Source organism: Woodsholea maritima DSM 17123 (assembly GCF_000382325.1).
Taxonomy (GTDB): domain Bacteria; phylum Pseudomonadota; class Alphaproteobacteria; order Caulobacterales; family Maricaulaceae; genus Woodsholea; species Woodsholea maritima.
Window position 1 is genome coordinate 105,812 of record NZ_KB908056.1, and the last position, 25,768, is coordinate 131,579.

Genomic DNA, 25,768 nt, shown 5'->3' on the forward strand with positions numbered 1-25,768 from the left:
TGATTAAGTGTGCGTTAACCCCGCACATCTGACGCAAGATATGTCATACTGCGCAAAAGGCTTCACGGATATATATCGCGTGTGGGTCTTGTGTGATGATGACGAACAATTGAGGCTTGGCGATGGCCGCTGATGATATGTCTCCCCAGACTGAAACCCCGTCTTCTCAACAGACGCGAGCACCCCAGGGCGCGCCGATGGCCTTTGCGCCGCAGTCTCAAGGTCAGATCAGTCCGGCGCAGACCCACCTGCCGCAGAATACATACACGCCCCCCACCCCTGCCCCGCGCAAAGACAATAGCACTTGGATTTCCTTTGTCGGGATCGCCTTTGCGCTCTTATGGCTGTCTGGGGCTGCGGCCTATATCTTTGGCTATCACATGGATGGCAGCGTTCAGCCCTTAAGCCCGGCCCAGCTGGGTGGCTTTGCCATGCTCTCGGCTGGGCCTGCGCTTTTATTCTTGATCAGCGGCCTTTTGGGGCGCGAAGTTTCGCGCTCCTCCAACCGGGCCGATCAGATTGATGTCGCCCTGCAACGGCTTGGCCAACCGATGGAGCAGGCTGAGGGCCAGGTGCGCACCCTGTCCCAATCCGTCAGTCATGAGATTGACCGGCTGAACCTCGCTTTAGAAAGCGCGCTGGCGCGTCTGGCGGCGATGGAAGAGGTGATCGCCCATCACGCTGATTCGCTTGAAAGCGCGTCGAGCGCAGCGGGTACCCGCGCCGAGGCCATGATGCGTACCCTGCGCGAAGAGCGCGCGCGCCTGGCCGATGTCGCTGAAGGTCTGGACGACAAGGCGGCGCTGATCGCTTCGGCCATCAAGGACCAATCGACCATGGTGGCCGCCGCCGCCGATCTTGCGGACAAGCAAGTCAAGGAAAGCGAAGAGCGTTTGAGCAAGGCCAGCGCACGTCTGGAAGGGGTCACCGGTCAGATCAACAAGGCGGGCGATACCGTCGCGCTGACCATTGATAATCGCGCGCAAGAGCTGAAAGATCTCGCCTCCACCCTGACGCGGCATTCGGGCGATCTGGAGCAGGCGTATCTCAATCATTGTGAGCATTTAAGCGATGCCGGTGAGGCCCTGCGCAAAGAGCAAGAGCGCATCGCCGCGGCCTTTGATTTCCACCGCGCTGAGCTGGAGATGATGGGTAAATCGGCCCGCGAAGGCGCTGACACGTTAAAAGCCTCCGCCGAGGAAAGTAGCCAGCTCTTCTTGACCGCCGTTGATGATGCCCTGACGCGCGCGGCGCGGATGGCCGATCGTATTCGTATCGAATCTAAAGACGCCGCGGAGCTGAATGAGAAGGCACTGGCCGTTCTCAATGAGGCCGCAGAGGGCGTGCGCGAAGCGGCGGAACGCTCCGCCGATGCGCTCGATTATCAGGCCACCCATGCCCGCGATGTGTTAAGCGAAATTCGCGAGACCAGCTTTGGCGCGCTTGATGATCAGATGGATCGCATCAAGGACAGTTTCGCCGCTCAGGCTGAAGCAGCCCGCGCCGCGATTGAGCGTCTGAATGAAAGCGGGTTTGATGCCGCACAGCGCTCTGACGAAGCCTTCCAGGCACGCCTGCGTGAAGCGGAAACTTTGACGGCCAAAGCGACGGCGGCGGCGGAAAACGCTTCTGAAACCGTGCGCCGTCAATTGGCCGATACCTTGGCGATGGCGCGCAGCGAAAGCGATAAAATCGAGCGCAGCCTGGCCGATATGCGCGAGCGTTTACACCGTGCGCCCGATAGTGCACGCCAAGTCTCTGAAGAGATGGAAGCGATCTTGGGCGAAGGCCTCGATCGGATGCATAATGCCGCCTTGAGCGCCACCGAACGTGCGCGCGAGATTGATGATCTCTTCCAGGCGCGCCTGCGGCAAAACTATGAGCTGCTCTCAGACTTTATGCTGCGCATGGGGGCGGTAGCCGGCGGGCGCCCGATGATGGATCTGGGCGTCAATGAAGTGCCTTCGCCCTTCACCACCCATCGCGCCAGCCCTTTGAATGAGCCGCGTTCAGAAACGCGCTATGAAGCGCGCTCTGAACCCAAAACCGACGCACCATTGGAACTGAAGGATCCCATCAGCCCGGCCACGTCATCCCCTGCCCCCACGGCTGAGGACACACCCTCGCGCATCTCCGGCACCCGCAATTACATCCGCGAAAGCAGCCGCGAGCGGGAGCGTCAAGCGCGTGAAGAGGGTAAAGCGACCAGCTTTTCTGAACGCGCGCGCGCGCGCGATAAGGACCGCGAAAACCCCCACGAGGATAACAAAGCCGACGCCGCCAAGGCCGAACGCTTCACCCCCATCGCCCCAACCCGCAAGGAGCGCGATCGTAAGAATGGCCCTAGCGAGCCCCTCACGGGACGCACCCCGGATGAGGCTCAGCGTCAAGATCCCAATGGCTGGCGTTGGAAAGACCTGCTCGCCAATATGGAAGAAGACGAGAAGAAACCGAAAACTTGATCCTAGTGGATCACCCAAAAGCAAAGGGCGCTGCGATGCAGCGCCCTTCTTTGTGTTGGCTATCCTTCTAAACGCATTTGCAAGGTCTCTTGCGCGGACATCTCATGATGATAACGCCCGACCTCAACAAAGCCTTGGCGGTCATAAAACCGCCGCCCGATCGTGTTTTTCTCAAACACCTCAACCTCTAACGGGCCAGGTTTTAACCCCCGCACATGGTCCAGCATGGCGCGACCCAGGCCCTGACCATGCCAAGAGGGATCGAGAAACAGCCCCCCGATCGTGCGGTCCAGCATGGCGATAAAGCCGACCGGCACGCCACCCTGGGAATAGATCCAGGTTTCAGAGTTCGGCAGAAACACCGTTCGCGTTAAATGCTCTGCCTCATCCATGAAGGCCGGCGTCAAAAAGGAATGCGCCAAAGCCGAAGCCCGACGCCAAATACCAATCACCGCGTCTTCATCGCGCGGATCATAAAGTTTGATCATTGTTTATAGAGTCACTTGTCCTGTGGCCGCTCAAAACCATGAGGGCCCTTATCGAGAATATGGCTCACCTGCCCGGCACGCATGGACGTGATCGATGGTCAGGGGTGGAAAGCCCCAATGGCTTTCCGGCACTTAGCAGGACATAAAATCTCCAAAGGATCTGCGCGCCAAGCATAGCAAAGCCTGCCCAGCGCGCCAAGATCTTTTGACTTAATCTTCGCCAGCATCCCCCTCTTGGGGCTGGGCGGCCAGGACATCACGCGACCAGGTGACCAGCGTGCGGGAGACCTCCGTGCTGGCGCCATCAAAGGCCTCGACGATGGCGCTGACAGTGCGGCTACGCGCACGCACTTCAGATTCCACCGTGCGCGAACTGATGAGGCTGCGTTCTTGTTCGTCAACAATGCGCGCGCGCATCATGACACGCACCAAAGGCGCGCTATCTTCGCCTTGATCGAACAGGGCTTCGAAATGACGAACCTCTAAACGCAGCGCCCAGCGCGCACGCACGCCATCTTCACTGCGAACGGCGGCAATTTCAGGAATTTCCGCCGCATAGGCATCCATCACCCGATCTTGGATCAGGGCCGGTACGGGGCTAACCCAATTTGATTGCGCCGCATAAGCGATGCGACCATCAGGGTAAGCCAGCGCGATTTTATCATTGATCAAGGCACGCGGCGCGATCGGGCGCTCAATCAAGACCAGGCGCGCTTCTTCCAGGCCTTCACTGCCCAGATCAATGGGCGCGTCCAGGCGATAAATCTGATGCGGCTTGGCTTTGGGGAGAACCGAAATACATCCCGACAGGCCAAGCGCTACAGACAGGCTCAACACACCGGCGCAGACTTTGCCCAAAGTGCCTAGATTGCTGATGGGTGTGATCATTGGGGTAACTCCACCTCTTCACCATTCGTCCCGGCAATAAATCCGGTCGGGTTGTCTTCCAATTCCACCGAAATACGCTCCACATTGCCCAGTAAGCGACGCAGATCCTCAATCGCCAAGGTCAATTCAGGAAGGCCCGTCTGAGCGAAATCTTCCAAGCCGGGGCGCAAGTCTTCCAGAGTTTGCGCCGTCAGTTTAGCGGTGTGATCAATGGATTGCGCGGCCAGATTGGTGTTTTGCGTAGCCGGTGTCAGGTCATTGACGACATAGGTATTAACCGATTGAGAGGTCTGGGTCAGCGAAGCCCCGGCCGCGCTGAGATTTTGTCCTGCATCCTCGATCACCACCAGAGCATCGCGCAATTCGCGCATCAACGCGCCATTATCCGAAAGCTGGTCCGAAAGCTCTTCAAGATTGTTGAGCATCGCACTCGCGCTCTCGATATTCTCATCACTTAACAGGGTCGAGATCCGCGCCAGGGCTTGCTGGGCCGCCTCCAAAGTGGTTTCACCGCCCGCGAACAGCTCTTCCAGATCCGATTGGCGCGCATAGATCCGCGGCACGCGCGATCCGCTTTGCTCATGCAACAGGCCCGCCCCATTTGATCCGCCCGAGAGCAGGATATAGGAAAGTCCAGTTAAGCCCTGGAAATCCAGCTGCGCCGTACTATCGGTTTTGACCGGCGTTTCGGCATCGACGCGAATGCGCGCAATCACCTGATTGGGATCTTCCGGGTTCAGGCCCAGATCAATCACCTCACCCACCTGGATCCCGTTAAAGCGGACATCGGCGGCTTGGCGCAGGCCCGTCACCGTTCCAGTAAAAACGATATCGTATTCGCGATATTCCTTATCCAGGCTGATCTGGCCCAGCCAGAGCGCGAAGAAGGCCCCTGCAGCCGTCAAAAAGACCACAAAGAAGCCGACCAGGGCATGATGCGCTTTCGTCTCCATATCGCTCTCCCGCTAGCGCGTTTCGCGAAGGGCCGCGCGCCCGCGCGGTCCCCCAAAATAGGTTTGTATCCAAGGATGATCCATCGCCGCCACCTCATCGACCGGGGCGTTGGCGATCACCCGTTTTTCGGCCAGCACCGCGACCCGATCACAGATCGTATGCAGGCTGTCCAAATCATGGGTGATCATCACTACCGTCAGGCCCAAAGTGCGCGACAGATCATAAATCAATGTATCAAACTCGCCCGCCCCGATGGGATCAAGGCCCGAGGTTGGCTCATCCAAGAACAAAATATCAGGATCGAGCGCCAGGGCGCGGGCCAGACCTGCGCGCTTTTTCATACCGCCCGAAAGTTCCGATGGAAATTTCGTCGACGCTTCAGGGGCAAGACCAGCCAGACCGATTTTTAAGTCAGCAATCTCATCCATCAAGGACAGCGGCAGGCTGACATGCTCGCGCAGGGGCACTTGCACATTTTCGCGCACGGTGAGCGCGGAAAACAAGGCCGAGCCCTGAAACAGCACGCCCCAGTTTTGCTGGAGGGCCGTTAGATCCTCGGCAGAGAGCTTGGAATAGGCGCGCCCATCATAAAACACCTCACCACCATCTGGCGATTTCAGGCCCAATATCGTGTTGAGCAGCACAGATTTACCCGTGCCGGAGCCCCCGACAATGCCCAAAATCTCACCGCGGCGAACCTCTAGATCCAGATTATCATGCACGACATGGCTGCCGAACTGAGTATGCAGTCCGCGCACTTCGATGATGGCGCGCTCACTCATACACCCAGCTCCAGATAGACCATGGCGAAGAGCGCATCGACAACAATGACCGCAAAGATCGCCTGCACCACGGCCGCCGTCGTACACGCGCCCAGGCTTTCTACATCACCACCCACCTTCATACCCTGGCGGCAACCGATAATGGCGACCAGAAGCCCAAAGACCGGAGCCTTCGACATCCCAACCCAGAAATGATTCCAAGGAATGGCCGTTTCCATGCGGGTGATGAAGAAGGAAGGGGCGATGTCCAAAGTCGTCCAGGCCACCATCATACCGCCGAAAATCCCGGCCAGCATGGCGGCAAACGCCAACAAAGGGGCCATCAGCACGCAGGCGATAATGCGCGGCAGGACCAAAACCTCAAACGGATCGAGCCCGATGACCTTCATGGCGTCGATTTCCTGCTGCATCTTCATCGAGCCCAGCGCAGCGGCAAAGGCGGAATCAGAGCGCCCGGCCAGCATAATCGCCGTGATTAAAACGCCAAATTCGCGCAAAACCGATAGCCCCACCAGCTCAACCGTAAAGACCGATGCTCCAAACGTCGTCAGCAATTTCGCGCCCATATAGGCCACGACCGCCCCGATGAAGAAGGAGAGAATGGAAACAATCGGCAAGGCATCCACGCCCACCACTTCCATCTGATGGACAATCGCATTCCAGCGCAAACGCGTCGGGTTCACCACCACACGCAAGAAGGTCAAAATCGCACGGCCCAAAAAGGCCAGCGTATCCACGCCTTCACGGGTTGCGCTTTCAAAACCTCGACCGATGCGCGCGAAGGTCGCGACAATGCCGCCGCGGCTGGGCGTATCATCAGGCGGGCAATTGAGCATGCGGGTGCGCACCTCCGCCATCAAGCGCTGGGCGACATCATGCGCGCCGATCAAGCTCAGCTCTGGTCCGTTTTGCCCGCAAGGCTTGAGGGCGAAGCGAGACAAGATATAGGCCCCGGCGGTATCAATACGCCCCAGTTCGCGCACATCAATGCAGATTTTATCCACGCTAAAACGCGCCGCAATCTCAGACAGCGGACGGTCAAACACACCAATCGTTGATACCAGCCAATCCCCGTGAGCGATAAGCGTGCATACATCACCCCCATCGTCCACGCTCAGGCGCGCGCGCCCGTCTGGTGAGGTCCAAGACCTGGTCATCCCCCGTACTACCCCGATTACTTCCCAAAAGGGTTCACGAACAGACCACCACCCAAGATGGCCTTATGATCTAATTCCATGTTTTACCCAAGCATAAAATGACATGCCGGTCATCAAAGGCATGATTATGGCAAAACCGATTTTTTATGTTGCAAAATTATCGCAAAGATCAGCCCTGCCCCCGCCGGAAGCATCATGAAAGCAAAGCCATAGGCCCCGAAATGATCATGAAGCCAGCCCGAGGCCGCATAACTCAACGCCAAGGCAATCCCGCCGGACAGCGCGGAATTGACCGCCTGCGCCGTGGCGGCAAAGCGCGCCGGGGCATGATCAGAGGCATAACGCAGAAACCCGAAATAGGATGCCGCAAAACTGAAAGCATGAAGGCCCTGTAAGGGGATAAGCAGCCACAAGGGCGGTGATAAGGCCAACGCGCCCCAGCGTAACAGCGACATCACCCCGCCCAGAACCAGAAGATGCGAAGGCCGCCAGCGCCCAAAGAAGCGTGCGGACACCAGGAAGAAAATCACCTCGGCCCCGACCCCGACGCCCCATAAAATACCGGTCATGGCTTCATTAATGCCCTGATCACGCCAGGTGATGGCGGAGAAGCCGTAATAAAATCCGTGGGCACATTGAATGAGGGCTGAGGCGGCAAAGGCCAAAGGTAGACCCTGGCCCAATAATTCACCAATGCCCTGATAAGGTAGAGGCATCGGACCAGGCGGGCGATGGCCGGGCGGCAAGAGAAAGGCCGCAGCCGCCAAAATCAAGCTGGCCGCGATGATCCAGATCATGATCACTTCGCCGCCATAGAGGCTGACCAAAGCTCCGGCAGTGATATTGCCCACCACAAAGGCCCCGGAGCCAAAGGCGCGCGGTATCCCAAAGGTAAAACCAGCTTGGCGCGATTGCTTCATCGCGAAGGCATCACTGATGGGAATGAGACCGGTGAAGGAAAACCCCGCCAAGGCCGAAAGAATGATCAGCATACCCGTGTGATGGATCGGCCAGTGCAGAATGAACAGCGCCGCCGATACACAGGCAAAGGCGACCAGCACATCACGCTGGCGATAGGCGCGGTCTGACCATAGCCCGCCAATAGGTGCGGCAAACAAGCGTCCTAAGGTTCCCGCCGCCAGGGCGAGCCCGACCGCTTCGGGCGATAATCCACGTGTTTCCAGCCAGACCGGAAGCAGCGGTAAAAACGCCCCGAAGCCTAAGAAGAAGGCCGCATAGAAAAGGGTGAAGCGTAAGCCTGCCGCGTTCATCTTGACCTTCCTTTCCCACGTCAATCTCAACTGCTCTAAACCGGGCCGGATGAAAGGGAAATGACGCAAATGCAGACATTTCCATCTTGGCGCATGGCGCGCACGCGGCTAGCTTTCCAAGCCTTATGAAAGATAACCACGATCCTCGTTCGGCCCCTAGGCCCCCCTTACATCTGAAGCGCCCTTTGCGGGTGTTGATCAGCGGCTATCGCTCGCACCCCCATGTCGGCGGACAAGGGGTCTATGTGCGGGAATTGAGCCGGGCGCTGCGCACCGCCGGGTGTGAGGTGAGCGTTATTTCCGGGCCGCCCTATCCGGAGCTGGATGAAGGGATTGAGCTGATCCGCCTGCCCTCGCTGGATCTGTTCACGGTGGATAACGCCTTTAAGGCACTGCGCTGGCATCACCTGAAAAACAAGGCCGATCGCGGCGAATGGCTGGCCCACAACACCGGGGCCTTTGGCGAGCTGACAGCCTTTGGCCGGCGCTTGAACGCTTTTCTAAAACGCGAAGGCCATCGCTTTGATGTCCTGCATGACAATCAAACCCTGGCCCCGGCGATGATTGCCATTGATCAACGCCTGCCGGTGATCACCACCTTGCACCATCCCATTGCCATTGATCTGGATTTCGCCTTGCAAGGTCAGGACAAACGCATTGAGCGCGTGCTGACCCGGCGCTGGTATTCCTTCATCAAACGCCAAGCCTATACCGCCCAGCGGCTACGCTATTTCCTGGCGGTGTCTGAAGCCTCCAAGATCAGCTATGGGCAATATTGCGGCGTAAAGCCCCAGGGCGTGCACATCGCCTATAATGGCCTGGACCATAACCTCTTCTATCCAGATCCCAGCGTTCAGCGCGATCCCAATCGCCTGATCGCGGTGGCGAGCGCGGATGTGCCGATTAAAGGCTTGGATGTCATTATCGCAGCCCTGGCCCACCTGGTCCCGACGCGGCCCGATTTGCGCCTCACCGTCATTGGTGCCTTGCGCGATGGCCCAACCAAGCGCGCCCTGGAAGATCATAATCTGATGGACCATGTGACCTTCCGTTCGGGATTATCCAGCCAGGACATGGCGAAGGCGTTCCGCGAAGCGGGCCTCTTCGTTTCCGCCTCGCGCTTTGAGGGTTTTGGCTTCCCCCCGGCTGAGGCCATGGCCTGTGGCACGCCGGTGGTGGTGTCCGATGGGGGGGCGCTACCCGAAGTGGCGGGCCCTGCAGGTCTCGTCACGCCGGTCAATGACAGCGCAGCCCTTGCCACCGCCATCGCCCACATGCTCGACCACCCTGAAGAGGCCCGGCACCGCGCCCAATTGGGCCTCGATCATGTTCAGCGCCACTTCACCTGGTCCCACCATGCCGACAGCGCGATTGCGCTTTATCAGCGCGCGCTCGGCCTCGCCCCCGCCCTTCACCCTGCGCAGGCCGCCGAATGATCACCATCCGTTTTGAAGACTTGGCGCTAGAAACTGGCCAGCGCGTCCTTGATCTGGGCTGTGGGCGCGGGCGTCATATGCATGGGCTCTACTGGCAAGAGGTGGGCCTTGATTGTGTCGGACTGGATTTAAGCTGGGACGATTGTCAGGGGGCCATTGAAGGCTTCTTCCAACTGCCCCCGCCCCAGGGCGCTGCGCCGCGTTCAGCCAGCTTCACGACCGGCGATGCCGCGCGCCTTCCCTTCCCCGATCACAGTTTTGACCGCATTATCTGTTCTGAAGTGTTAGAGCATTTACCCGATGTCGATGCAGCCCTGGCTGAGATCAACCGGATTTTAAAACCCGGCGGGCGCCTGGCGATTTCCGTGCCGCGCTGGTGGCCGGAAAAACTGTGCTGGATGCTGTCGGACGCCTATCCCAAGACACCGGGCGGGCATGTGCGGATCTTCCATACCGGTGCGCTAAAACGCCAGGTCGAAGCCTCCGGTCTGCGCGCCTACAAAAAACATGGCGCCCATAGCCTGCACGCGCCCTATTGGTGGCTGCAATGTGCCTTATGGGACAGCCGCGAGACCAGCCGCCTGGTCGCGCTCTATCGCCGTTTCTTGGAATGGGACATCATCCAGGCGCCCCGTTTGACCCGTACCCTCGATCGCCTGCTTAATCCCCTTATGGGAAAAAGCGTCGCGCTGTATTTCACCAAGCCCGACGCGGATGTACCAGGATGAGCCGCGAACGCCCCGCCAGCGCACATTTCGATCTGGAGGCCTGCGCGGATTGGATCGAAACGCTGCAAGGTAAAGACGGCTCTATTCCTTGGATCGAGCGTGGCATCTGGGATGCCTGGAACCATGGCGAGAGCGTCATGGCGCTGGCCATTGCCGGGCGAAAAGATGCCGCCCATCGCGGGCTGGAGGCTTTAGCGGCGCGTCAGAACGAAGACGGCTCCTGGTCGTGTGAACTGGGCGCAGGCGTGCCCATGGATGCCGCGAATGAGCGCTTGGCCCCGCCCCAAAACCTTCCCACTGTGCGCGACACCAATTTTGCCGGGTATGTCGCGGTGGTGGTCCTGCGCACCGCCTTGGCGCTTGATGCGCCGCGCGTACTCACCCAATATCGGTCTATGGTCGAGCGCGCGCTTGATTTCGTACTCGCCCAACAAAGCCCGCACGGCGACATCGTCTGGAAGGCTTTGGACGCGGGGGAAGACTTCAGCAAAGTGGACTCAGTGCGCGCTGGGAATTGTTCGCTTTATAAAAGCCTGGAATGCGGCCTTCGTCTGATGGATGCGCTGGGCGAGGATCGCGCGGACTGGCGTGAAGCGCGCTTGCGTTTGGGGGATGCCCTGACCCGCAAGCCACACCGCTTTGACCGCTTCGCTACCCAACGCGCGCGCTATGCCATGGACTGGTATTATCCCATCCTCTCGGGTGTCCTCTTGGGCAAAGGCGCGAAGGCGCATCTGGATCAGCACTGGGACACCTATGTGGTGGCCGATCTCGGCTGTCGCTGCGTCAGTGATCAGCCCTGGGTGACGGCGGCAGAAACTGCAGAACTGGCGCTGGCCTGTCTAAGTCTGGGCGAGCGCGAGACCGCGCGCACCCTGATCCAGGATCTCGCCCCGATGATCGCCCCAGATGGGGGCTATTGGATGGGCTGGCAGTTTGAGATGGGCGTCATATGGCCGCGCGAACGCCCCAGCTGGACCGCCGCCGCATTGATCCTTGCCATGGATGCACTGGACGAGCTTAGCCCCGGCCATGATCTATTGATCCGCCATGCAGGCCCGTGCGCCGAATTTACACCCGGCGCAGAAATTCGAGCGTATTGACCCGTTCAATCGTCTCAAAAAGGCCCGAGGCCACAGCCAGCTTCCAGATTTCATAAGGCGGGCGACCGCCATCTTTAGGGTCTGGAAACACATCATGAATGGCCAGAACCCCGCCCGGCACGACATGCCCAGCCCAGGCGCGATAATCGCCCAGCGCCGTCGCCATCGCATGGCCACCATCAATGAAAAGCAGACTTAACGGCGTTTGCCAGACCCGCCCGATGGGCTCAGATGGCCCGACGAGGGCCACAACCGTGTGATCAAGACCCGCATCATGGAGGGTTCGCCGGAAGGCCCCCAGCGTGTCCACACGGCCAATGTCCCCATCATAAAGCGCAGGATCGTGATAGCCTTCACCCAATTGATGTTCTTCAGACCCGCGATGATGGTCGAGCGCAAACACCATTCGGCCCTCATCACGTGCGGCTTGACCGAGATAGACGCTGGAGCGCCCGCACCAACTGCCAATCTCCAACACCGGGCCGGGCACATTCAAGGCGCGGACATGGCGCGCCAAAGCCTCGCCCTCATCCACGGCCAAAAAGCCCTTTACACTTTGGGGATCAAATGCGTTTGACATCAAAGTCAATCAGCCGATTGCGCCATGGATCAAAGACCAGCGCTTGCCCGCCAAACGATCTAAAGCGGTGCTCAGCTCGCTCTCAACGCTATTGAGCGCGGCCAGCTTGGCCGTCAAATCTTCACGATCATCGGTTTCTAACAGCGCAAAGGCCTCGCGGAAGGTGACTTGAACCCGGCGCAGATGACTGATCGCGCGCTCGGTTACATCCACATCATCGCCTAAAACATGCGGATCATTCGTGCCAGGCTGCTCGGCGGCCTGCTCTACGGCCTGCGCCAAACGCTGAGAGAGATCCAGCGCATTATCAAGATCCCGGCTGAAGCGAGAACGCACGCTTTCCTGGGCGCTCACAGTGCTTTCTAGATGCACGAGATAGGTTTCACCCGCACTTTGCGTCGGCGTTTCATCACCACGACCCACATCCGAGCCCCCCAATAGGCGCGAGAAAATCTGCCGGGTCTGATCCTGGCGAACCTCAACAACCCATTGATTAAACTGCGCTGTACTGATGAAACGATTAGCCGCTACGCGTACAGCGCGTGCGGTATAATCACTCTCACTCGTAAACGCCGACGTCATATCCAATGGCGCACTGGCACAAGCCCCCATGCACGACGCCAAAACCAACACGAGCCCGAGACGCAGTGTTGAAAAGGACACTTTGATCATGTGTTCCAAAACCCTAAATCGACGCTACGCGCCGCGCTTCCCCCGCACCATAAAACAGCATAGTGTAACGATGAATAAAGCACCAATCTCATCTGAAGCGTCTTTTTTTCACCATGGACACTCATCGCCGCGCCCATCGCCAATCGCTCTACCGCCCGATTGACCCTTACACAACGGGGATGTTGGATGTGGGCGATGGCCACATCCTCTATTATGAAGAATGCGGCAGAGCCGATGGCGTTCCCGTTATTGGCCTTCATGGCGGCCCGGGCGGCGGGGCCAGCCCCGCGATGCGGCGCTTTTTTGACCCGACACGCTATCGCATCATCCTGTTTGATCAACGCGGCTGTGGGCGCTCGCATCCTTATTCCTCGCTTCACGCCAATACGACGGCCCATCTCGTCTCGGATATGGAAAAGCTGCGCACCCATCTGGGTGTCGATCGCTGGCTGGTGTTTGGCGGATCCTGGGGCGTGACGCTTGCCTTATCCTATGCGCGTCAACATGCCGATCATGTTCTGGCCATGGTGCTGCGCGGGATCTTTCTGTGCACGCAAAAAGAACTCAATTGGTTCTACCGCGATGGGGCCAATATCCTCTTCCCCGATGCCTGGGCCAACTTTGTTGAGCCGTTGAGTGTCCAAGAGCGCGAAGATGTTCTAGGCTCTTATTATGCGCGCATGCAGGTCGATAATGTCGATGCGCGCCGGCGCGATGTCTTGGCCTGGGCGGCTTGGGAAAGCGCGCTGATTTCCATGTCCGCGCGCCTGGACGGTCCAGCCCCTGATCCCTATCGCGCCGATGCCCTATCCAGAATTGAAACCCATTACTTCGCCCATCGCGGCTTTCTAGAGCAGGATGGCGCGTTGCTAGACGCCGCCAAGAGCTTCACCCACCTGCCCGCCACCCTGGTGCAAGGGCGCTATGACATGGTGACACCGGTGCGCGCAGCTTGGGAGCTCGCCAAAGCCTGGCCCAATGCCCATTTGGATATTGTTCCTGATGCGGGTCACGCAGCGGGCGAACCCGGCATTATTGATGCCCTGGTGCGCGCCACCGATGCCTATGCCCGCCGCTTTGGCTAAACCTCAATTGCCCGCCCCATAAAAAACCCCGCCTCGATTGAGGCGGGGTTTTATTTTGGGCTGTCATTTCGACTTAGTCGGTGGCTAATTGCTCCCCACCGCCGAAGATCATATCGCTGAGCCCCCAGCCGAAGGTCGCATCAAGACCCAGTACGATAATGATGCTGACCGCAATCGGCGCTGGATAGCGAATGGTGAAGCGCCAGAAGGCAAACATCGCGTTGGACGCCTGAGGCAGTTCCTTACGCATGATTTCCTTAGAGACGATCCACCCGGCAAAGACCGCGATCAACAGACCGGCAATCGGCAAGGCCAAAGAGCCGGAGATGAAGTCGAGGAAGTTGCTGAACTCACCCGAGAAGGCTGCGCCCACACCCAAGAGCCATACCAAAGTCCCGAAAATCAGGGTCGAGGTGACTTTGCCCAGATCGGTATGCTCTTCTGACCAAGAAATCACAGTCTGCAACAGTGAAATCGATGAGGTCAAAGCGGCAAAGAAGGCCAGAATGAAGAAGATCGCCCCAAAGACATTGCCGCCCGGCATTTGCGCAAAAGCGGTTGGCAGCGCTTCAAAGAACAGGCTTGGGCCTGCATTGGGTTCCAGCTCAGGGAAGGCAAACACGATCGGGAAGATCGCCAACCCGGCAATGATCGCCACGAAAGTGTCAGAGCCCACGATGGTCACGCTGGATGAGGCAATATTGTCCTCTTTCTTCAAGAAACCACCATAGGTGATCATGATCGCAGAACCCAGGCTAAGCGAGAAGAAAGCCTGGCCCAGGGCCTGAAGCACAATATTGGGGTTTTCGATGATTTTGCCGAAATCAGGACGGAAGAGGTAATGCACCGCCGCGCCCATATCACCTTGGACAAAGGCATAACCGACCATGCCCAACAGCATAATGAAGAAGAGCGGCATCAAAATGATCGCAGCCTTTTCAATCCCCCCGGATATGCCGCGCATCACGATCAACATCGTCGCAATCATGAAGCCTGTGTGGAACATGATGACGGTTGATTTATCTGCCGTGAAGGTTTGGAACGCATCGCGCACTTCGCTGGCATTCAGCCCTGCAAACGCCCCTGTGCCCATTTTGTAGATGTATGAGATGACCCAACCGGCAACGACCGAATAGGTCACCAGGATCAAGAAGGCCCCGATCATCCCGACCCAGCCGGTGATCGACCATAAAGGCGAAGCGCCCGCATCTTGAGCCATTTTGCGCGTTGAACCAACCGCTGACAGGCGCGCATGGCGACCCACAGACAATTCGGCGATCATGATCGGGAAACCGACCAGAACCACACACAACAGATAAACGATAACAAAGGCAGCGCCGCCATTTTCACCGGTCATATAGGGGAAACGCCACAGATTTCCCAAACCCACCGATGAGCCGACTGCGGCCATAATAAATGCAAATCGGGACGACCATTGGCCGGCCCCGCCAGATGACGCAAGCGCCATGTTACTCCTCCCCTACTCGCGCGGGATCCGCTTTAGCTTTGCTGCTCGCGGGCCCTTTACGCCATCAACGCACCTTATTCAGGCACAGTTGGCCGCGAGCCTTCCCCATCTTCACCTCGCGGTCAAGCTTTTAGGGATGCTGCAGCGCGTCAACCGAGAAGGCCAGCTCCTTTTGGTGGCTCTGCGGCGCGGTGAATATGGGCCCCCATAATCAGGCCCAGCCCCGCCAGAATGGTCAACATCACGGTACCGCCATAGGAAATCATGGGCAAAGGTACACCCACGACAGGCGCCATACCGCTGACCATCGCCACATTAATGAAGATATAAAGCGCAAACGTCGTGGTAATCCCCATCACCATCAAGCGCAGGAAGGTCGATTTGCACGAAGCCGCAATCGAGAGGCAATTGGCCAGCAAGAGCGCATAAAGCGCCAGCACGCATATCCCGCCCACAAGACCAAATTCTTCGCCCAACATGGTGAAAATAAAGTCAGTTTGCATCTCTGGCAGGAAGCGCAATTGCGCCTGAGTGCCTTGCATATAGCCCTTACCGGTCAAGCCCCCCGAGCCCAAGGCGATCTTGGATTGCAAGATGTGATAGCCCGCGCCAAGGGGATCATTTTCCGGATTGAGGAAGGTGAAAATCCGCGCACGTTGGTAATCTTTCAGGCCATATTTTAAAAAGATTGGCGCGGCGATTGAGCCCAGAACCAGCACCCCCCAAATGATGCGCCAGCTCAAGCCTGACATAAAGACAATCGCGGCCCCCGTCGCCCCCAATAATAACGCCGTTCCCAAATCGGGTTGCTTTAAAATCAGCAACATAGGAAGAGTAATCATAGCAGCAGGCGCTAAAAGCCCACCCAGCGAGGAGACTTTTTCCGCGGGCAAGTCATGATAATATCGCGCCAAGGCCAGAACGAGGGCGACCTTCATAATTTCAGAGGGCTGCATCCGGATCGGACCAATATCAATCCAGCGCTGCGCGCCCATAATCGTCAAACCGAAGAGCTCTACCCCGACCAGCAGCACCAAGGCGCCCAGATAGCTGGGATAGGCTATACCCATCCAAAAGCGCGGCGGGAATAATGCGATGACCAGCATCATCACGACCCCAACCATAAAGCGCGAGCCATGACGAATGGCCCAGGGGCTCCAATCACCACCCGCCACCGAATACAACATACCAACGCCAATCGACCCGATCAGCAGAACCAATAAGACAAAGGCCCAGTTGACCTCGAATAATTTCGAACGCAGCGAACGTGGCACAGACTGATTAAAAACCGCCATCAGCTCTCTCCAAGATCTTGCGCATCGCTGGGTAGCGGTCCGATACGTCCCGCCGGATCGAGTAAGACCAGTTCGCGTAAAATATCGCGCGCAGGACGGGCCGCAGCGCGCGTGCCCCCGCCGCCATGCTCGATCACGACACTGACCGCATATTGTGGATTGGACGCAGGCGCATAACCGACAAAAATACCATGATCGCGCAACCGCCAGGGTAGATCATCCTGGCTGCGAACCCCACGCGCGCGTTCTTCGGCTGTGATTGAATAAACTTGCGAGGTTCCGGTTTTACCGGCCATCTGCACGCCATCAATGCCCAGCCCTTGCAGGGAATAGTGTGATGTCCCGCCCGGTTCGTGGACAACCGCCACCATCGCTTCATGCACCCGGCGCACATGATCGGGGTTCAGGCCCAAATCTGGCACATCCAGACCATCTGGACGGCGCAAAAGGGTTGGCGTGATCGCCTTACCGGTCGCCAAGCGCGCCGTCATCACCGCCAGCTGCAAGGGCGATACTAGCGTATAGCCCTGCCCGATGCCGGTATTATAGGTATCGCCCGTACTCCACCCTTGATTATAGCGCGCACGCTTCCACTGCTCATTCGGGAAGATGCCGCGCGCGCGATCCGGGATCGGGATACCGATATCAAACAACTCACCCAAGCCCAGGCGCGTTGCCATATCATGCATGGTTTCAATCCCCATGCGCGCCGCGACTTCGTAGAAATAAAGGTCACACGAGGTTTTGATGCCATCATGCAAATTGACATGGCCATGACCTTGCCGGCGCCAGCAGTGAAATTCGCGATTGCCCAACCGGGTTGAGCCCCCGCAGAAGATCCGTTCACTCGGTGTGATCACACCCTTGGCCAGAGCCGCGAGCGCCATCGCGCCCTTGATCGTGGACGCAGGGGAATAAAGCCCCATTATGGCTTTATTATAAAGCGGGCGGAGATCATTTTCATTAAGCGCGCGGTAGTCTTCGCCCGAAATCCCGGTCACAAACAGATTAGGGTCAAAGCTGGGGTTAGAGACCAGCGCAATCAGTTCGCCGGTGCGCACATCAATACAGACCGCCGCGCCACTTTCTGCGCCCAAGCGCTCGGTCGCATAGCGTTGGATGCGTGCATCAATGGAGAGGTGAATGTTTTGCCCCTGGGTCGCGGCCACCGATTGCTGGGGCAATTCGCGAATAACCCGGCCCGTGGCATTGACCTCAACCTTCAGCTGACCGGCACGCCCGCGAAGGGTTTCATCTTGTGAGCCTTCAATGCCGGAGCGGCCAATGCGAAACCCCGGGTGACGCAGCAGCGGATCATCCCCGGCCACCTCTTCCGGCGCAGATTGCACATAACCCACAATATGGGCGAAAGCCTGCGGCATCGGATACGCACGCAGCTCGCCGACATCCGGCGTAATGCCGGGAAGATCCGGCAAGAACAGATTGACGCGCGAGAAGGTTTCCCAATCGACATCCTCAGCCACCGTGACCGGGCGAAATCGGGGACTGCGCGAAATATCGCGTAAAATCCGCTCGCGCCGGTTTTGCGACAGCGGCATGAAATCGGCCAACCGGTTAAGCACGATCGCCGGATCGCCGCTTTGTTCAGGAACGATAAAAATGCGATAGCTGTCGCGGTTTTCCGCGATCACTTCACCATTGCGATCAAAAATCGTCCCGCGCGAAGGTGGCTGAAGGGAGAAATTGAACTGGTTATCGTCAGACAGCAGGCGATAGCGATCCTGCTGCTGGACCTGCAACTGATAAAGGCGCAAGCTCAGCCCGCCAAAGGCCGCAGCCCCCAGCCCGCCCAGCATAAAGACGCGGCGGTTAAACTGTGCTTGAGCTTCCTGTTTATCGCGGCGCATGGCCCAAAATCGTCCCTAAACCAGTAAGGGGTTTAAAAAAAGCTCGTGCGTTCTTTACGCCGAGCAAACACCCAGGCAAAGACCGGAAAGAGGATGATGGTCAAGACACCATCGGTAATCAAGGCCGTTATACCGGTCGGTGCACCGACCGCAGCCGCACCGGCCAGGGCGGCGACCCCCAAAGCGATCGCGCCTACCAGCAAAAACCGGCCCAACACGGTCATAAATTCAATCCCGCCTTCAATCTGGCGTGGACGACCTATGGAAAACGCCACCAAATACGCCAGCGCCCACACGCCCATCGGCCCACCCGACAACAAATCCTGGGCCACGCCGGTTAAGAAAATCAACCAGGGCGGCGTCAAAGTCGGGGTGCGTACACTCCAGATGAAGAGCGTGATCAGCGGCAATAACAAGCTGACATGGGGGCCTGTCGGAATGCGTGATGGCGCAGCATAGAGAATAAGGCTGATCACCAGGGTCAGTGGGATCAGAATAAAATCCGGCCAGGACGAGCGATCATTGGACTTTTTACGCATTATCCGGCCTGCCCTTGGCTGGGGGCTTCACCTGCATCTTCACTCACCAAGGGGACCGGCGGATTAGCCTCTGGCGCAGGGGTCGGCTCATAGGGCCAGACCCAGACCAGATCAATCGGTGCCGCCTCAGAGTAAAGGCGAACCCGCCAGTGCCCATCACGATCGCGTACAGCCTCACCAATCGGAAGCCCGCGCGGTAAGACATTATCATCGCCCGAAGAAACGATACGGTCGCCCTCAATCAGATCTGGTTCACGACCCAGATATTCCAAACGTGGGAAATCAGAGTTATCACCCACCAACAGCGCGCGGGCATTGGAGCGATCCGCCATCACCGACACACGACTGTTCAAATCAGTCAGCATTAAAACGCGCGAGGAGGTCATCCCGACATCGACCGTACGTCCCACCAGGCCATAGATATTGACCACCGGATAGCCTTCGCGGATGCCGTCTTCATAGCCAATGCCGATAAGGCGCGCACGTACGAACGGCCCGCGCTGTTCAGCCACGGTCCAGGCCGAAATACGCGTCCCGAGCGCAGGCGTTTGCAGATTGAGCGCCTCTTCATAGAGCTGTACCCGATCGCGCAGGGTCAAGGCCAGATCGCGCCAGGCGCGCAATTCGATCAGCTCTTCGTGGAGAGCACGGTTTTCCTGGGCCAATTCCCACTGACGTTTCCACCATGGCCCGATATTGCGAAGCCCGCGCCAGGGTTTAGCCCCGATTTCCAGGGCGGGCGTCGCCACATCATCAAACATGGCGCGAAAGGTCGACAACATGGGCGCGCGATGCGCCGGGCGATCAAAGGCGATCAAGGCCGCAGAAATGCCAATAAGAATAATGAAGAAGGTCCGCGAGAAGCGGACCCCATCATCGCCTTCGCGCTTTGATGGTCCAAACAGAGCCACGCGCGTCCTTGCCCCTCTTCCCGGTTAGAGCCGCTTAGACGGCCTCTGACAGGATTGGCCGCCAAACATTTAAGTTCTCAACCGCTTTACCACATCCCAGCACAACGCAAGAGAGCGGTTCATCCGCAAGGCTGACCGGTAGACCGGTACGATCGCGCAATTCGGTATCCAAATTGCGCAGCAAAGCCCCACCGCCGGTCAGAACGATACCTTTATCGACGATGTCAGCAGCCAGTTCAGGCGGGGTCGCTTCGAGGGCTTGTTTAACGGCTTCAACGATCTGCTCAACCGGCTCAGACAAGGCATCGGCGATCATGGCTTCAGTAACCGCGATTTCGCGCGGCACACCATTCATCAGATCGCGGCCTTTAATCTCCAACGACAAACCTTCACCCTTGGGCGGCGGGGTCGCAGAGCCAATTTCTTTCTTGATCCGCTCCGCGCTCGTCTCACCAATCAACAAATTGGCTGAACGGCGGATATAATTGATAACGGCCTCGTCCATCTTATCCCCGCCCACACGCACAGAGCGCGAATAGACGATCCCAGACAGCGACATGACCGCAACCTCGGTGGTCCCGCCACCGATATCAACGATCATCGAGCCCGTGGGCTCATCAATGGGTAGACCTGCACCCACGGCAGCGGCCATCGGCTCATCAATCAGATAGACTTTGCGGGCCCCAGCGCTCAGCGCGGATTCATGGATCGCGCGGCGCTCAACGGCTGTTGCGCCTGAGGGCACACAGATCACCACTTGCGGACTGACAAAGGCGCGGCGATTGTGAACTTTTTGAATGAAATGTTTGATCATTTCTTCAGCGACATCAAAGTCGGCGATCACACCATCGCGCATCGGACGAATTGCTTCGACATTGCCCGGGGTTTTACCCAGCATCAGCTTAGCTTCTGCGCCAACCGCCTGGACATGTTTTCGACCTTTTTCGATCTTAAACGCCACAACGGAAGGTTCATTCAGGACGACGCCGCGCCCCTTTACGTAGACGAGCGTATTCGCCGTCCCGAGGTCGATTGCAATATCGGCAGAGAGTAGACCGAACACGCTGGAGAGCATGAGAAAACCTGTGTCAGCCAGAAAAAAGACAAAAAGACTTACCTAATAAGTCATCACACACTTGTGCGACGGGTTGGCCAACAATGCAAGTCAGTCCGTGCCATCCATCGCACCTGAAGGTGTTTTTCTTTCAGGTCCGCGCATCCATTTACGGGCAAAAAGCATGATCGCGAGCCACGCTGCGGCCGCGAGAAACAGCAAAACCCCAGTTAAAACACGACCTTCACTTAAAAGCGTCATCAAACCTTGCCCGGCAAAGGCCACCAACGCTGTCTTGGGGATAATTCCGATGCCGGCCCCCGCGATGAAGGCGAAATAGGACATGCGCGAGACGCCCGCGGCCATATTGACGACAATGAAGGGCGCAGAAGGAACGATTCGCACCATCAAGCTGGCCCAAAATCCATTACGCCCGACAAAATCAGAGACCCGATTGACCATATCCCCGCCATAGCGGCGTAAAACATCTGCGCCCAATAAACGCCCGACCCAAAAATTGATCGAGGCCGAAATGATCGTCGACACCCAGGAGACACTAAAGCCCGTCACCGGCCCAAATGCGAACACTGCCGCCGCGATCAGCGCAAATTGCGGCACCCCGATGAAGGAAAGGACCACAAAAATGATACCGGTAATGGGTAGGGCGTACCATTCATGGGCCACACTGGCGAGCCAGCTTTGAACCGCCCCCGGTTCAATCCCCAAAACGAAACGTCCCACAATGAAAATCGCCGCGACCAGTGCGAACAGGCCCAGCGACACGCCAATGGCCCGCGCGGCGCGTTTATCCATGCGGCTAAAAAATTGGATGATCGCCTTCATCACGTCAGGACCACTTTCTTTGTGCATTTTGCCCTGCTCAGCCCCATGGCCCTTGTTATAACAGGGTATTACCTCTTCGCATAAGGCTTTGAAAATTTCCGTCAAGCCCGCGTGCTTTAATTATTGATCAAGGCCAGCCATTCAGCTTCGCTTAACACCGTCACACCCAGGGAGGTGGCCTTTTCAAGTTTCGAGCCAGCCCCCGGCCCCGCCACCAGATAATCGGTTTTTTTCGAAACAGATCCAGAGACTTTCGCGCCCAGGCTTTGCGCGCGCGCCTTGGCTTCATCACGGGTAAATAATTCCAGCGACCCGGTAAAGACCACCGTCTTACCACTGACCGAGCTTTCACTCACCGTGAGTTCGGCCTCCTGTGGGGTCACATGGACCAGTAAAGCATCGAGCGCGGCCACATTATGGCTTTCGGCAAAAAACTCGATCAAGGCATCAACCGCGGCCTGACCAACGCCATCAATCCCCATCAAACCTTCAAAGGCTTCATGAGCGGCTTCATCGGCAACGCCATCAAGAGCGGTTTTTAGGGTATCAAGGTCAGTGAAGCGGTACTTCAAGGCCGCCACCGCGCGCGCCGACAATCCGCCCCCAGCGTTCAACGCACTCCAGCCCAGATCCGCGGCCCAGCTGGGATTTTTGCGATGAAAGGCCATCAAGGTTTCCAGCGCTTTTGGCCCGACGCCCTGCACATCGCGCAGCGCCCAATAGGGTTCGCGATAATCCGCCGCCCCCATCGCGGCCGCGCGTAAAGCGGTAAAACTGCCCTTGGCCTGTGCCAGCAAGCGCGCATTTTCCTCGCCCACATGGCGGATACCCAGCGCAAAGATGAAACGCGCCAGCGACACACTGCGCCGGTCTTCAATGGCCGAAAGGAGATTAGACACGCTCAGCGCGCCAAAACCCTCCAAGCCTTCCATCTCTTCGCGGCGCTCCTTCAAGGTGAAGATATCCGCCGGAGCTTTGACCCAGCCCTTGTCGAAGAAAAGGTCGATCTGTTTTTCGCCCAAACCGTCAATATCAAAGGCTTTGCGGCTGACGAAATGCTTCAAGCGTTCGCGCGCCTGGGCCTCACAGATCAGCCCACCGGTACACCGGCGCACCGCATCGGCCTTGCCCGCGCCTTCATCATGTTCGCGCACGGCTTGAGAGCCACAGACCGGACAGACCTCAGGAAAGATAAATTCGCGCGCATCAGGCACGCGCTTATCGAGCATGACCTCAACAACCTGCGGGATCACATCGCCCGCGCGTTGGATCACCACCGTATCGCCGATGCGAATGTCTTTACGCCGGATCTCATCTTCATTGTGTAAGGTCGCGTTAGAGACCACGACCCCGCCCACCGTCACCGGTTCCAGCTTGGCCACCGGGGTCAGCGCGCCGGTACGCCCGACCTGGATCTCAATCGCCTTGAGGGTGGTCGTGGCACGCTCTGCGGGGAATTTATGCGCGATGGCCCAGCGCGGCGAGCGCGAGCGAAAGCCCAAACGCTCCTGCCAGTCCAGACGATCGACCTTATAGACCATGCCATCAATATCATAGCCGAGATGGGCGCGGCGGGCCTCGATATCGTGATAAGCCTCGATCAAACCCTCCACGCTCTCAACACGTGTCATCTCCGGGTTCACCGTGAAGCCGAAGCTTTCCAGGCGCGCAACCGCCTCGGCCTGGGTCTGCGCCAAGGGCTCAGACAGCTCTCCCCACGTATAAGCGAAGAATTTCAGTGGCCGCTCAGCGGTTTTCGCCGGATCAATCTGGCGTAAAGACCCCGCGGCGGCATTACGGGGATTTTTATAGGCGGGCTTTCCAGCCGCTTCCTGGCGGGTATTGAGGGCCGCAAAGTCCTCATGGCTCATATAAACTTCGCCGCGCACCTCGACGATGGCGGGAATGTTATCCCCCTGCAATAGGCGCGGAATATCGCCCAGGGTTTTGAGGTTTTCCGTCACATCCTCGCCCACACGGCCATCCCCGCGGGTCGCCCCGGTGATCAGCTTGCCGTTTTCATAGCGAAGGCTCGCCGACAGCCCATCAATCTTCGGTTCAACGGTGAAGGCTATCGGCTCACTGGCGGGCAATCGTAGAAAATCCCGGATCGAGCGCACAAAATTGGAGACATCTTCGGCGCTGAACGCATTACCCAAAGACAACATCGCCACAGCATGGGTAATCTCACCAAAGCCGGTGGAGGGCGCAGCCCCCACCCGGTCTGTGGGGCTATCGGCGCGTTTCAAATCGGGAAAGGCCGCCTCAATGGCGCTATTGCGCTGGCGCAAGGCATCATAGCCCGCATCAGAGATTTTCGGCGCATCCTCTTGATAATAGGCCTTATCGTGCTTGGCGATTTCCTTGGCGAGACGAGCAAGCTCTCGCTCGGCCTCCTCACGGGTCAGAGCGGCGGGGTCTTTTAGGGCTGCACTCATTGGGCCATCAAGTCATCTGCCGCAGCGCGCGCAGCGGCGGTGATTTCCGCACCCGACAACATGCGCGCGACTTCCTCGCGTCGGGCTTCACTATTCAAGGCATACACAATCGTGCGCGTTTGGCCGGCCTTGACCTGCTTTTCGATTTTCCAGTGATGGCCCGCACGCGCGGCAACTTGGGGCGCATGGGTCACGACCAAGGCTTGACCCTGGGCAGCCAAGCGCGCCAGGCGCGCACCCACCGCATCAGCCACAGCTCCGCCGACGCCTTGATCGACCTCATCAAAGACCATGACCATATCGGGATTATCCCCGGCCAGACAGACCTTCAACGCCAAGGCAAAGCGCGATAGCTCCCCGCCTGAGGCGATCTTATCCAACGGCCCAAAGGGTGCGCCCGGATTGGTGGCCACTTCAAACGCGATCTGATCCCAGCCCTTGGCGCTGGCTTTCTCGCGTACCGCTTCATGCAGCACACGGAAGCGGGCCTTTTCCAACTTCAAGGGTTTCAGCTCCGCCATCACCGCTTTGGCCAGCGCCTCACCGGCTTTCTGGCGGGTCTGGCTCAAGGCTTCAGCGGCTTGATCATACTCGACCTGCGCAGTTTTCACCGCCGCTTCAGCCTTCGCCAAGCGATCCCCGGATTGATCCAGCGCGTTCAAACGCTCTTCCAGGCTTTCGCGTAAGGCCTGCAGGTCTTCCACCGCGACCGAATGCTTACGCGCCGCCGCGCGTAGAGCAAAGAGGCGCTCTTCAACCTGTTCTAAGCGGCCCGGCTCAATGTCAAAGGCCTCTGCGGCCTCTTCCAGAGCATTTTCAGCCTCATCAAACTCGATCAAGGCGCGATCAATCGCCCCGGTCGCGCGGTCCAAGCTGGCGCGCGCGCGTCCCGCAATGGTGTCATCTGCGCCGCCCTCTGGGTCGGCTTGATCCTCATCATCGCTGCTTAACAGATCGCGCACCCGTTCAAGTCCGCGCAGCGCCGCATTCAGGCGCGCGCCCAAGCCATCCCCGCCAGACAGCTGGTTTTGCGCATTTTGCAGATCACCCAAAGCCTGTTCAGCGCGTTGCAAGAATTTACGCGTCGCGGCAAGCTCCGTTTCCTCACCGTCTTGCGGATTGAGCGTACTCAAATCCTCAACGGATTGGCGCAGAAACTCTTCTTCCTCAGCCGCTTTCTCGCGCGCCGCTTCCAAGGCGTTCAAGGTTTTGCGCGCCGCGCTGAGCGCCTTCCATGCGCTGGCGACACGCTCACGCTGGGCGTCATTGCGTGCAAAGGCATCAAGTTGAGCGATATGAGTTTTGGGGTCCATCAGACCGCGCCCATCATGCTGGCCATGGATTTCCACCAGGATATCGCCCAGCTGACGCAATAAGCCCACACTGGCGGCCTGATCATTAACATGGGCGCGTGAACGACCATCCGCCGTCACTGTACGGCGCAACACCAAAGCCTCACCCGGCTCCACATCCACACCGGCCTCGGCGAGGATGGCATAGGCCTTATGATCGAGATGCAGCTCAAAAATCGCGGTGGAGGTGCCTTTATCGGCCCCGGCGCGCACCTGAGCACGCTCGGCCCGCTCCCCGCAGGCCAAGCCTAAAGCCCCCAAAAGGATGGACTTCCCCGCCCCGGTTTCCCCGGTCAGGGCACACAGTCCCGCTTCGAAAGTCAAATCCAACGTATCGATCAAGACGATATCGCGGATAGAGAGGGATGCGAGCATGAAGCCCTTTACGCCCTTT

The 25,768-nt window shown here is 58.2% G+C and carries 22 protein-coding genes; 5 read left to right on the forward strand and 17 right to left on the reverse strand.

Going from position 1 to position 25,768, the window contains the following annotated elements; translation table 11 throughout:
* The first annotated feature begins 122 nt into the window (after window positions 1-122).
* Window positions 123-2,462: a coiled-coil domain-containing protein gene (locus H151_RS0100605; RefSeq protein WP_026353742.1), complete on the forward strand. Its 2,340-nt coding sequence runs from the start codon at window positions 123-125 to the stop codon at window positions 2,460-2,462.
* Between the two features lie 59 nt (window positions 2,463-2,521).
* On the opposite strand, the gene H151_RS0100610 is transcribed toward H151_RS0100605, so the two are convergent.
* From H151_RS0100610 to H151_RS0100635, 6 genes are all read right to left on the reverse strand, one after another.
* A complete protein-coding gene (locus H151_RS0100610; protein ID WP_019959676.1) occupies window positions 2,522-2,950 on the reverse strand; it encodes a GNAT family N-acetyltransferase in 429 nt (142 codons plus the stop codon).
* Window positions 2,951-3,160: 210 nt separating this feature from the next.
* Window positions 3,161-3,838: an ABC-type transport auxiliary lipoprotein family protein gene (locus H151_RS0100615; RefSeq protein WP_019959677.1), complete on the reverse strand. Its 678-nt coding sequence runs from the start codon at window positions 3,836-3,838 to the stop codon at window positions 3,161-3,163.
* Window positions 3,835-4,791 carry an MlaD family protein gene (locus H151_RS0100620; RefSeq protein ID WP_019959678.1) on the reverse strand — a complete coding sequence of 319 codons (957 nt, stop codon included), beginning with the start codon at window positions 4,789-4,791 and terminating at the stop codon, window positions 3,835-3,837. Before H151_RS0100620 ends, H151_RS0100615 begins: the two co-directional genes overlap by 4 nt.
* A 12-nt stretch (window positions 4,792-4,803) precedes the next feature.
* Window positions 4,804-5,574, reverse strand: coding sequence for an ABC transporter ATP-binding protein (locus H151_RS0100625; RefSeq protein WP_019959679.1), 771 nt, complete (start codon window positions 5,572-5,574; stop codon window positions 4,804-4,806).
* Window positions 5,571-6,731: an MlaE family ABC transporter permease gene (locus tag H151_RS0100630; protein ID WP_019959680.1), complete on the reverse strand. Its 1,161-nt coding sequence runs from the start codon at window positions 6,729-6,731 to the stop codon at window positions 5,571-5,573. Before H151_RS0100630 ends, H151_RS0100625 begins: the two co-directional genes overlap by 4 nt.
* 125 nt (window positions 6,732-6,856) lie before the next feature.
* Window positions 6,857-8,002 carry an MFS transporter gene (locus tag H151_RS0100635; protein WP_019959681.1) on the reverse strand — a complete coding sequence of 382 codons (1,146 nt, stop codon included), beginning with the start codon at window positions 8,000-8,002 and terminating at the stop codon, window positions 6,857-6,859.
* A 191-nt stretch (window positions 8,003-8,193) separates the two neighbouring features.
* On the opposite strand from H151_RS0100635, the gene H151_RS0100640 reads away from it, so the two are divergent.
* Genes H151_RS0100640 through H151_RS0100650 form a run of 3 tightly spaced genes read left to right on the forward strand, consistent with a single transcriptional unit; the run spans window position 8,194 to window position 11,269 of the window.
* Window positions 8,194-9,438 carry a glycosyltransferase family 4 protein gene (locus H151_RS0100640; protein ID WP_233354517.1) on the forward strand — a complete coding sequence of 415 codons (1,245 nt, stop codon included), beginning with the start codon at window positions 8,194-8,196 and terminating at the stop codon, window positions 9,436-9,438.
* Window positions 9,435-10,166, forward strand: coding sequence for a class I SAM-dependent methyltransferase (locus tag H151_RS0100645; RefSeq protein WP_019959683.1), 732 nt, complete (start codon window positions 9,435-9,437; stop codon window positions 10,164-10,166). The genes H151_RS0100640 and H151_RS0100645 overlap by 4 nt, the downstream gene beginning before the upstream one ends.
* Entirely contained in the window at window positions 10,163-11,269 is a 1,107-nt protein-coding gene (locus H151_RS0100650) for a prenyltransferase/squalene oxidase repeat-containing protein (protein WP_019959684.1), read from the forward strand. The genes H151_RS0100645 and H151_RS0100650 overlap by 4 nt, the downstream gene beginning before the upstream one ends.
* Here H151_RS0100650 and H151_RS0100655 read toward each other — a convergent pair.
* Complete coding sequence (locus H151_RS0100655; RefSeq protein WP_019959685.1) at window positions 11,238-11,849, reverse strand: class I SAM-dependent methyltransferase; 612 nt, start codon at window positions 11,847-11,849, stop codon at window positions 11,238-11,240. The genes H151_RS0100650 and H151_RS0100655 overlap by 32 nt on opposite strands.
* Window positions 11,850-11,858: 9 nt before the next feature.
* Window positions 11,859-12,431: a hypothetical protein gene (locus H151_RS0100660; protein WP_156823323.1), complete on the reverse strand. Its 573-nt coding sequence runs from the start codon at window positions 12,429-12,431 to the stop codon at window positions 11,859-11,861.
* Window positions 12,432-12,634: 203 nt separating this feature from the next.
* Here H151_RS0100660 and pip point away from each other — a divergent pair, with 203 nt between their 5' ends.
* Entirely contained in the window at window positions 12,635-13,606 is a 972-nt protein-coding gene (gene pip / locus H151_RS0100665) for a prolyl aminopeptidase (protein WP_019959687.1), read from the forward strand.
* A gap of 73 nt (window positions 13,607-13,679) precedes the next feature.
* Here the strand turns inward: pip and H151_RS0100670 are convergent, their stop codons facing one another.
* The 9 genes from H151_RS0100670 to recN form a co-directional block, all read right to left on the reverse strand.
* Window positions 13,680-15,074: a sodium-dependent transporter gene (locus H151_RS0100670; protein WP_019959688.1), complete on the reverse strand. Its 1,395-nt coding sequence runs from the start codon at window positions 15,072-15,074 to the stop codon at window positions 13,680-13,682.
* Window positions 15,075-15,223: 149 nt separating this feature from the next.
* The gene (rodA, locus tag H151_RS0100675; protein ID WP_019959689.1) at window positions 15,224-16,369 is read right to left on the reverse strand and encodes a rod shape-determining protein RodA; all 1,146 of its coding nucleotides are present in this window, start codon (window positions 16,367-16,369) and stop codon (window positions 15,224-15,226) included.
* On the reverse strand, window positions 16,369-18,237 hold the full coding sequence (mrdA, locus tag H151_RS0100680; RefSeq protein WP_019959690.1) for a penicillin-binding protein 2: 1,869 nt from the start codon (window positions 18,235-18,237) through the stop codon (window positions 16,369-16,371). The genes rodA and mrdA overlap by 1 nt, the downstream gene beginning before the upstream one ends.
* A gap of 32 nt (window positions 18,238-18,269) precedes the next feature.
* Window positions 18,270-18,776, reverse strand: a complete 507-nt coding sequence (locus H151_RS0100685; RefSeq protein ID WP_019959691.1) for a rod shape-determining protein MreD — start codon at window positions 18,774-18,776, stop codon at window positions 18,270-18,272.
* Complete coding sequence (gene mreC, locus H151_RS0100690; protein ID WP_019959692.1) at window positions 18,776-19,687, reverse strand: rod shape-determining protein MreC; 912 nt, start codon at window positions 19,685-19,687, stop codon at window positions 18,776-18,778. The genes H151_RS0100685 and mreC overlap by 1 nt, the downstream gene beginning before the upstream one ends.
* 34 nt (window positions 19,688-19,721) lie before the next feature.
* The gene (locus H151_RS0100695) at window positions 19,722-20,762 is read right to left on the reverse strand and encodes a rod shape-determining protein (protein ID WP_019959693.1); all 1,041 of its coding nucleotides are present in this window, start codon (window positions 20,760-20,762) and stop codon (window positions 19,722-19,724) included.
* Window positions 20,763-20,852: 90 nt separating this feature from the next.
* Window positions 20,853-21,611 carry a TVP38/TMEM64 family protein gene (locus H151_RS0100700; RefSeq protein WP_233354468.1) on the reverse strand — a complete coding sequence of 253 codons (759 nt, stop codon included), beginning with the start codon at window positions 21,609-21,611 and terminating at the stop codon, window positions 20,853-20,855.
* A gap of 89 nt (window positions 21,612-21,700) precedes the next feature.
* Entirely contained in the window at window positions 21,701-24,022 is a 2,322-nt protein-coding gene (gene ligA / locus H151_RS0100705; RefSeq protein WP_019959695.1) for an NAD-dependent DNA ligase LigA, read from the reverse strand.
* Complete coding sequence (gene recN, locus H151_RS0100710) at window positions 24,019-25,749, reverse strand: DNA repair protein RecN (RefSeq protein ID WP_019959696.1); 1,731 nt, start codon at window positions 25,747-25,749, stop codon at window positions 24,019-24,021. The genes ligA and recN overlap by 4 nt, the downstream gene beginning before the upstream one ends.
* Window positions 25,750-25,768: the final 19 nt, after the last annotated feature.

Bases quoted from the DNA above. Each gene is read 5' to 3' on its own strand.
- H151_RS0100605 (WP_026353742.1), top strand. From the start codon at position 123: ATGGCCGCTGATGATATGTCTCCCCAGACTGAAACCCCGTCTTCTCAA.
- H151_RS0100610 (WP_019959676.1), bottom strand. From the start codon at position 2,950: ATGATCAAACTTTATGATCCGCGCGATGAAGACGCGGTGATTGGTATT.
- H151_RS0100615 (WP_019959677.1), bottom strand. From the start codon at position 3,838: ATGATCACACCCATCAGCAATCTAGGCACTTTGGGCAAAGTCTGCGCC.
- H151_RS0100620 (WP_019959678.1), bottom strand. From the start codon at position 4,791: ATGGAGACGAAAGCGCATCATGCCCTGGTCGGCTTCTTTGTGGTCTTT.
- H151_RS0100625 (WP_019959679.1), bottom strand. From the start codon at position 5,574: ATGAGTGAGCGCGCCATCATCGAAGTGCGCGGACTGCATACTCAGTTC.
- H151_RS0100630 (WP_019959680.1), bottom strand. From the start codon at position 6,731: ATGACCAGGTCTTGGACCTCACCAGACGGGCGCGCGCGCCTGAGCGTG.
- H151_RS0100635 (WP_019959681.1), bottom strand. From the start codon at position 8,002: ATGAACGCGGCAGGCTTACGCTTCACCCTTTTCTATGCGGCCTTCTTC.
- H151_RS0100645 (WP_019959683.1), top strand. From the start codon at position 9,435: ATGATCACCATCCGTTTTGAAGACTTGGCGCTAGAAACTGGCCAGCGC.
- H151_RS0100650 (WP_019959684.1), top strand. From the start codon at position 10,163: ATGAGCCGCGAACGCCCCGCCAGCGCACATTTCGATCTGGAGGCCTGC.
- H151_RS0100655 (WP_019959685.1), bottom strand. From the start codon at position 11,849: ATGTCAAACGCATTTGATCCCCAAAGTGTAAAGGGCTTTTTGGCCGTG.
- H151_RS0100660 (WP_156823323.1), bottom strand. From the start codon at position 12,431: ATGACGTCGGCGTTTACGAGTGAGAGTGATTATACCGCACGCGCTGTA.
- pip (WP_019959687.1), top strand. From the start codon at position 12,635: ATGGACACTCATCGCCGCGCCCATCGCCAATCGCTCTACCGCCCGATT.
- H151_RS0100670 (WP_019959688.1), bottom strand. From the start codon at position 15,074: ATGGCGCTTGCGTCATCTGGCGGGGCCGGCCAATGGTCGTCCCGATTT.
- rodA (WP_019959689.1), bottom strand. From the start codon at position 16,369: ATGGCGGTTTTTAATCAGTCTGTGCCACGTTCGCTGCGTTCGAAATTA.
- mrdA (WP_019959690.1), bottom strand. From the start codon at position 18,237: ATGCGCCGCGATAAACAGGAAGCTCAAGCACAGTTTAACCGCCGCGTC.
- H151_RS0100685 (WP_019959691.1), bottom strand. From the start codon at position 18,776: ATGCGTAAAAAGTCCAATGATCGCTCGTCCTGGCCGGATTTTATTCTG.
- H151_RS0100695 (WP_019959693.1), bottom strand. From the start codon at position 20,762: ATGCTCTCCAGCGTGTTCGGTCTACTCTCTGCCGATATTGCAATCGAC.
- H151_RS0100700 (WP_233354468.1), bottom strand. From the start codon at position 21,611: ATGCACAAAGAAAGTGGTCCTGACGTGATGAAGGCGATCATCCAATTT.
- ligA (WP_019959695.1), bottom strand. From the start codon at position 24,022: ATGAGTGCAGCCCTAAAAGACCCCGCCGCTCTGACCCGTGAGGAGGCC.
- recN (WP_019959696.1), bottom strand. From the start codon at position 25,749: ATGCTCGCATCCCTCTCTATCCGCGATATCGTCTTGATCGATACGTTG.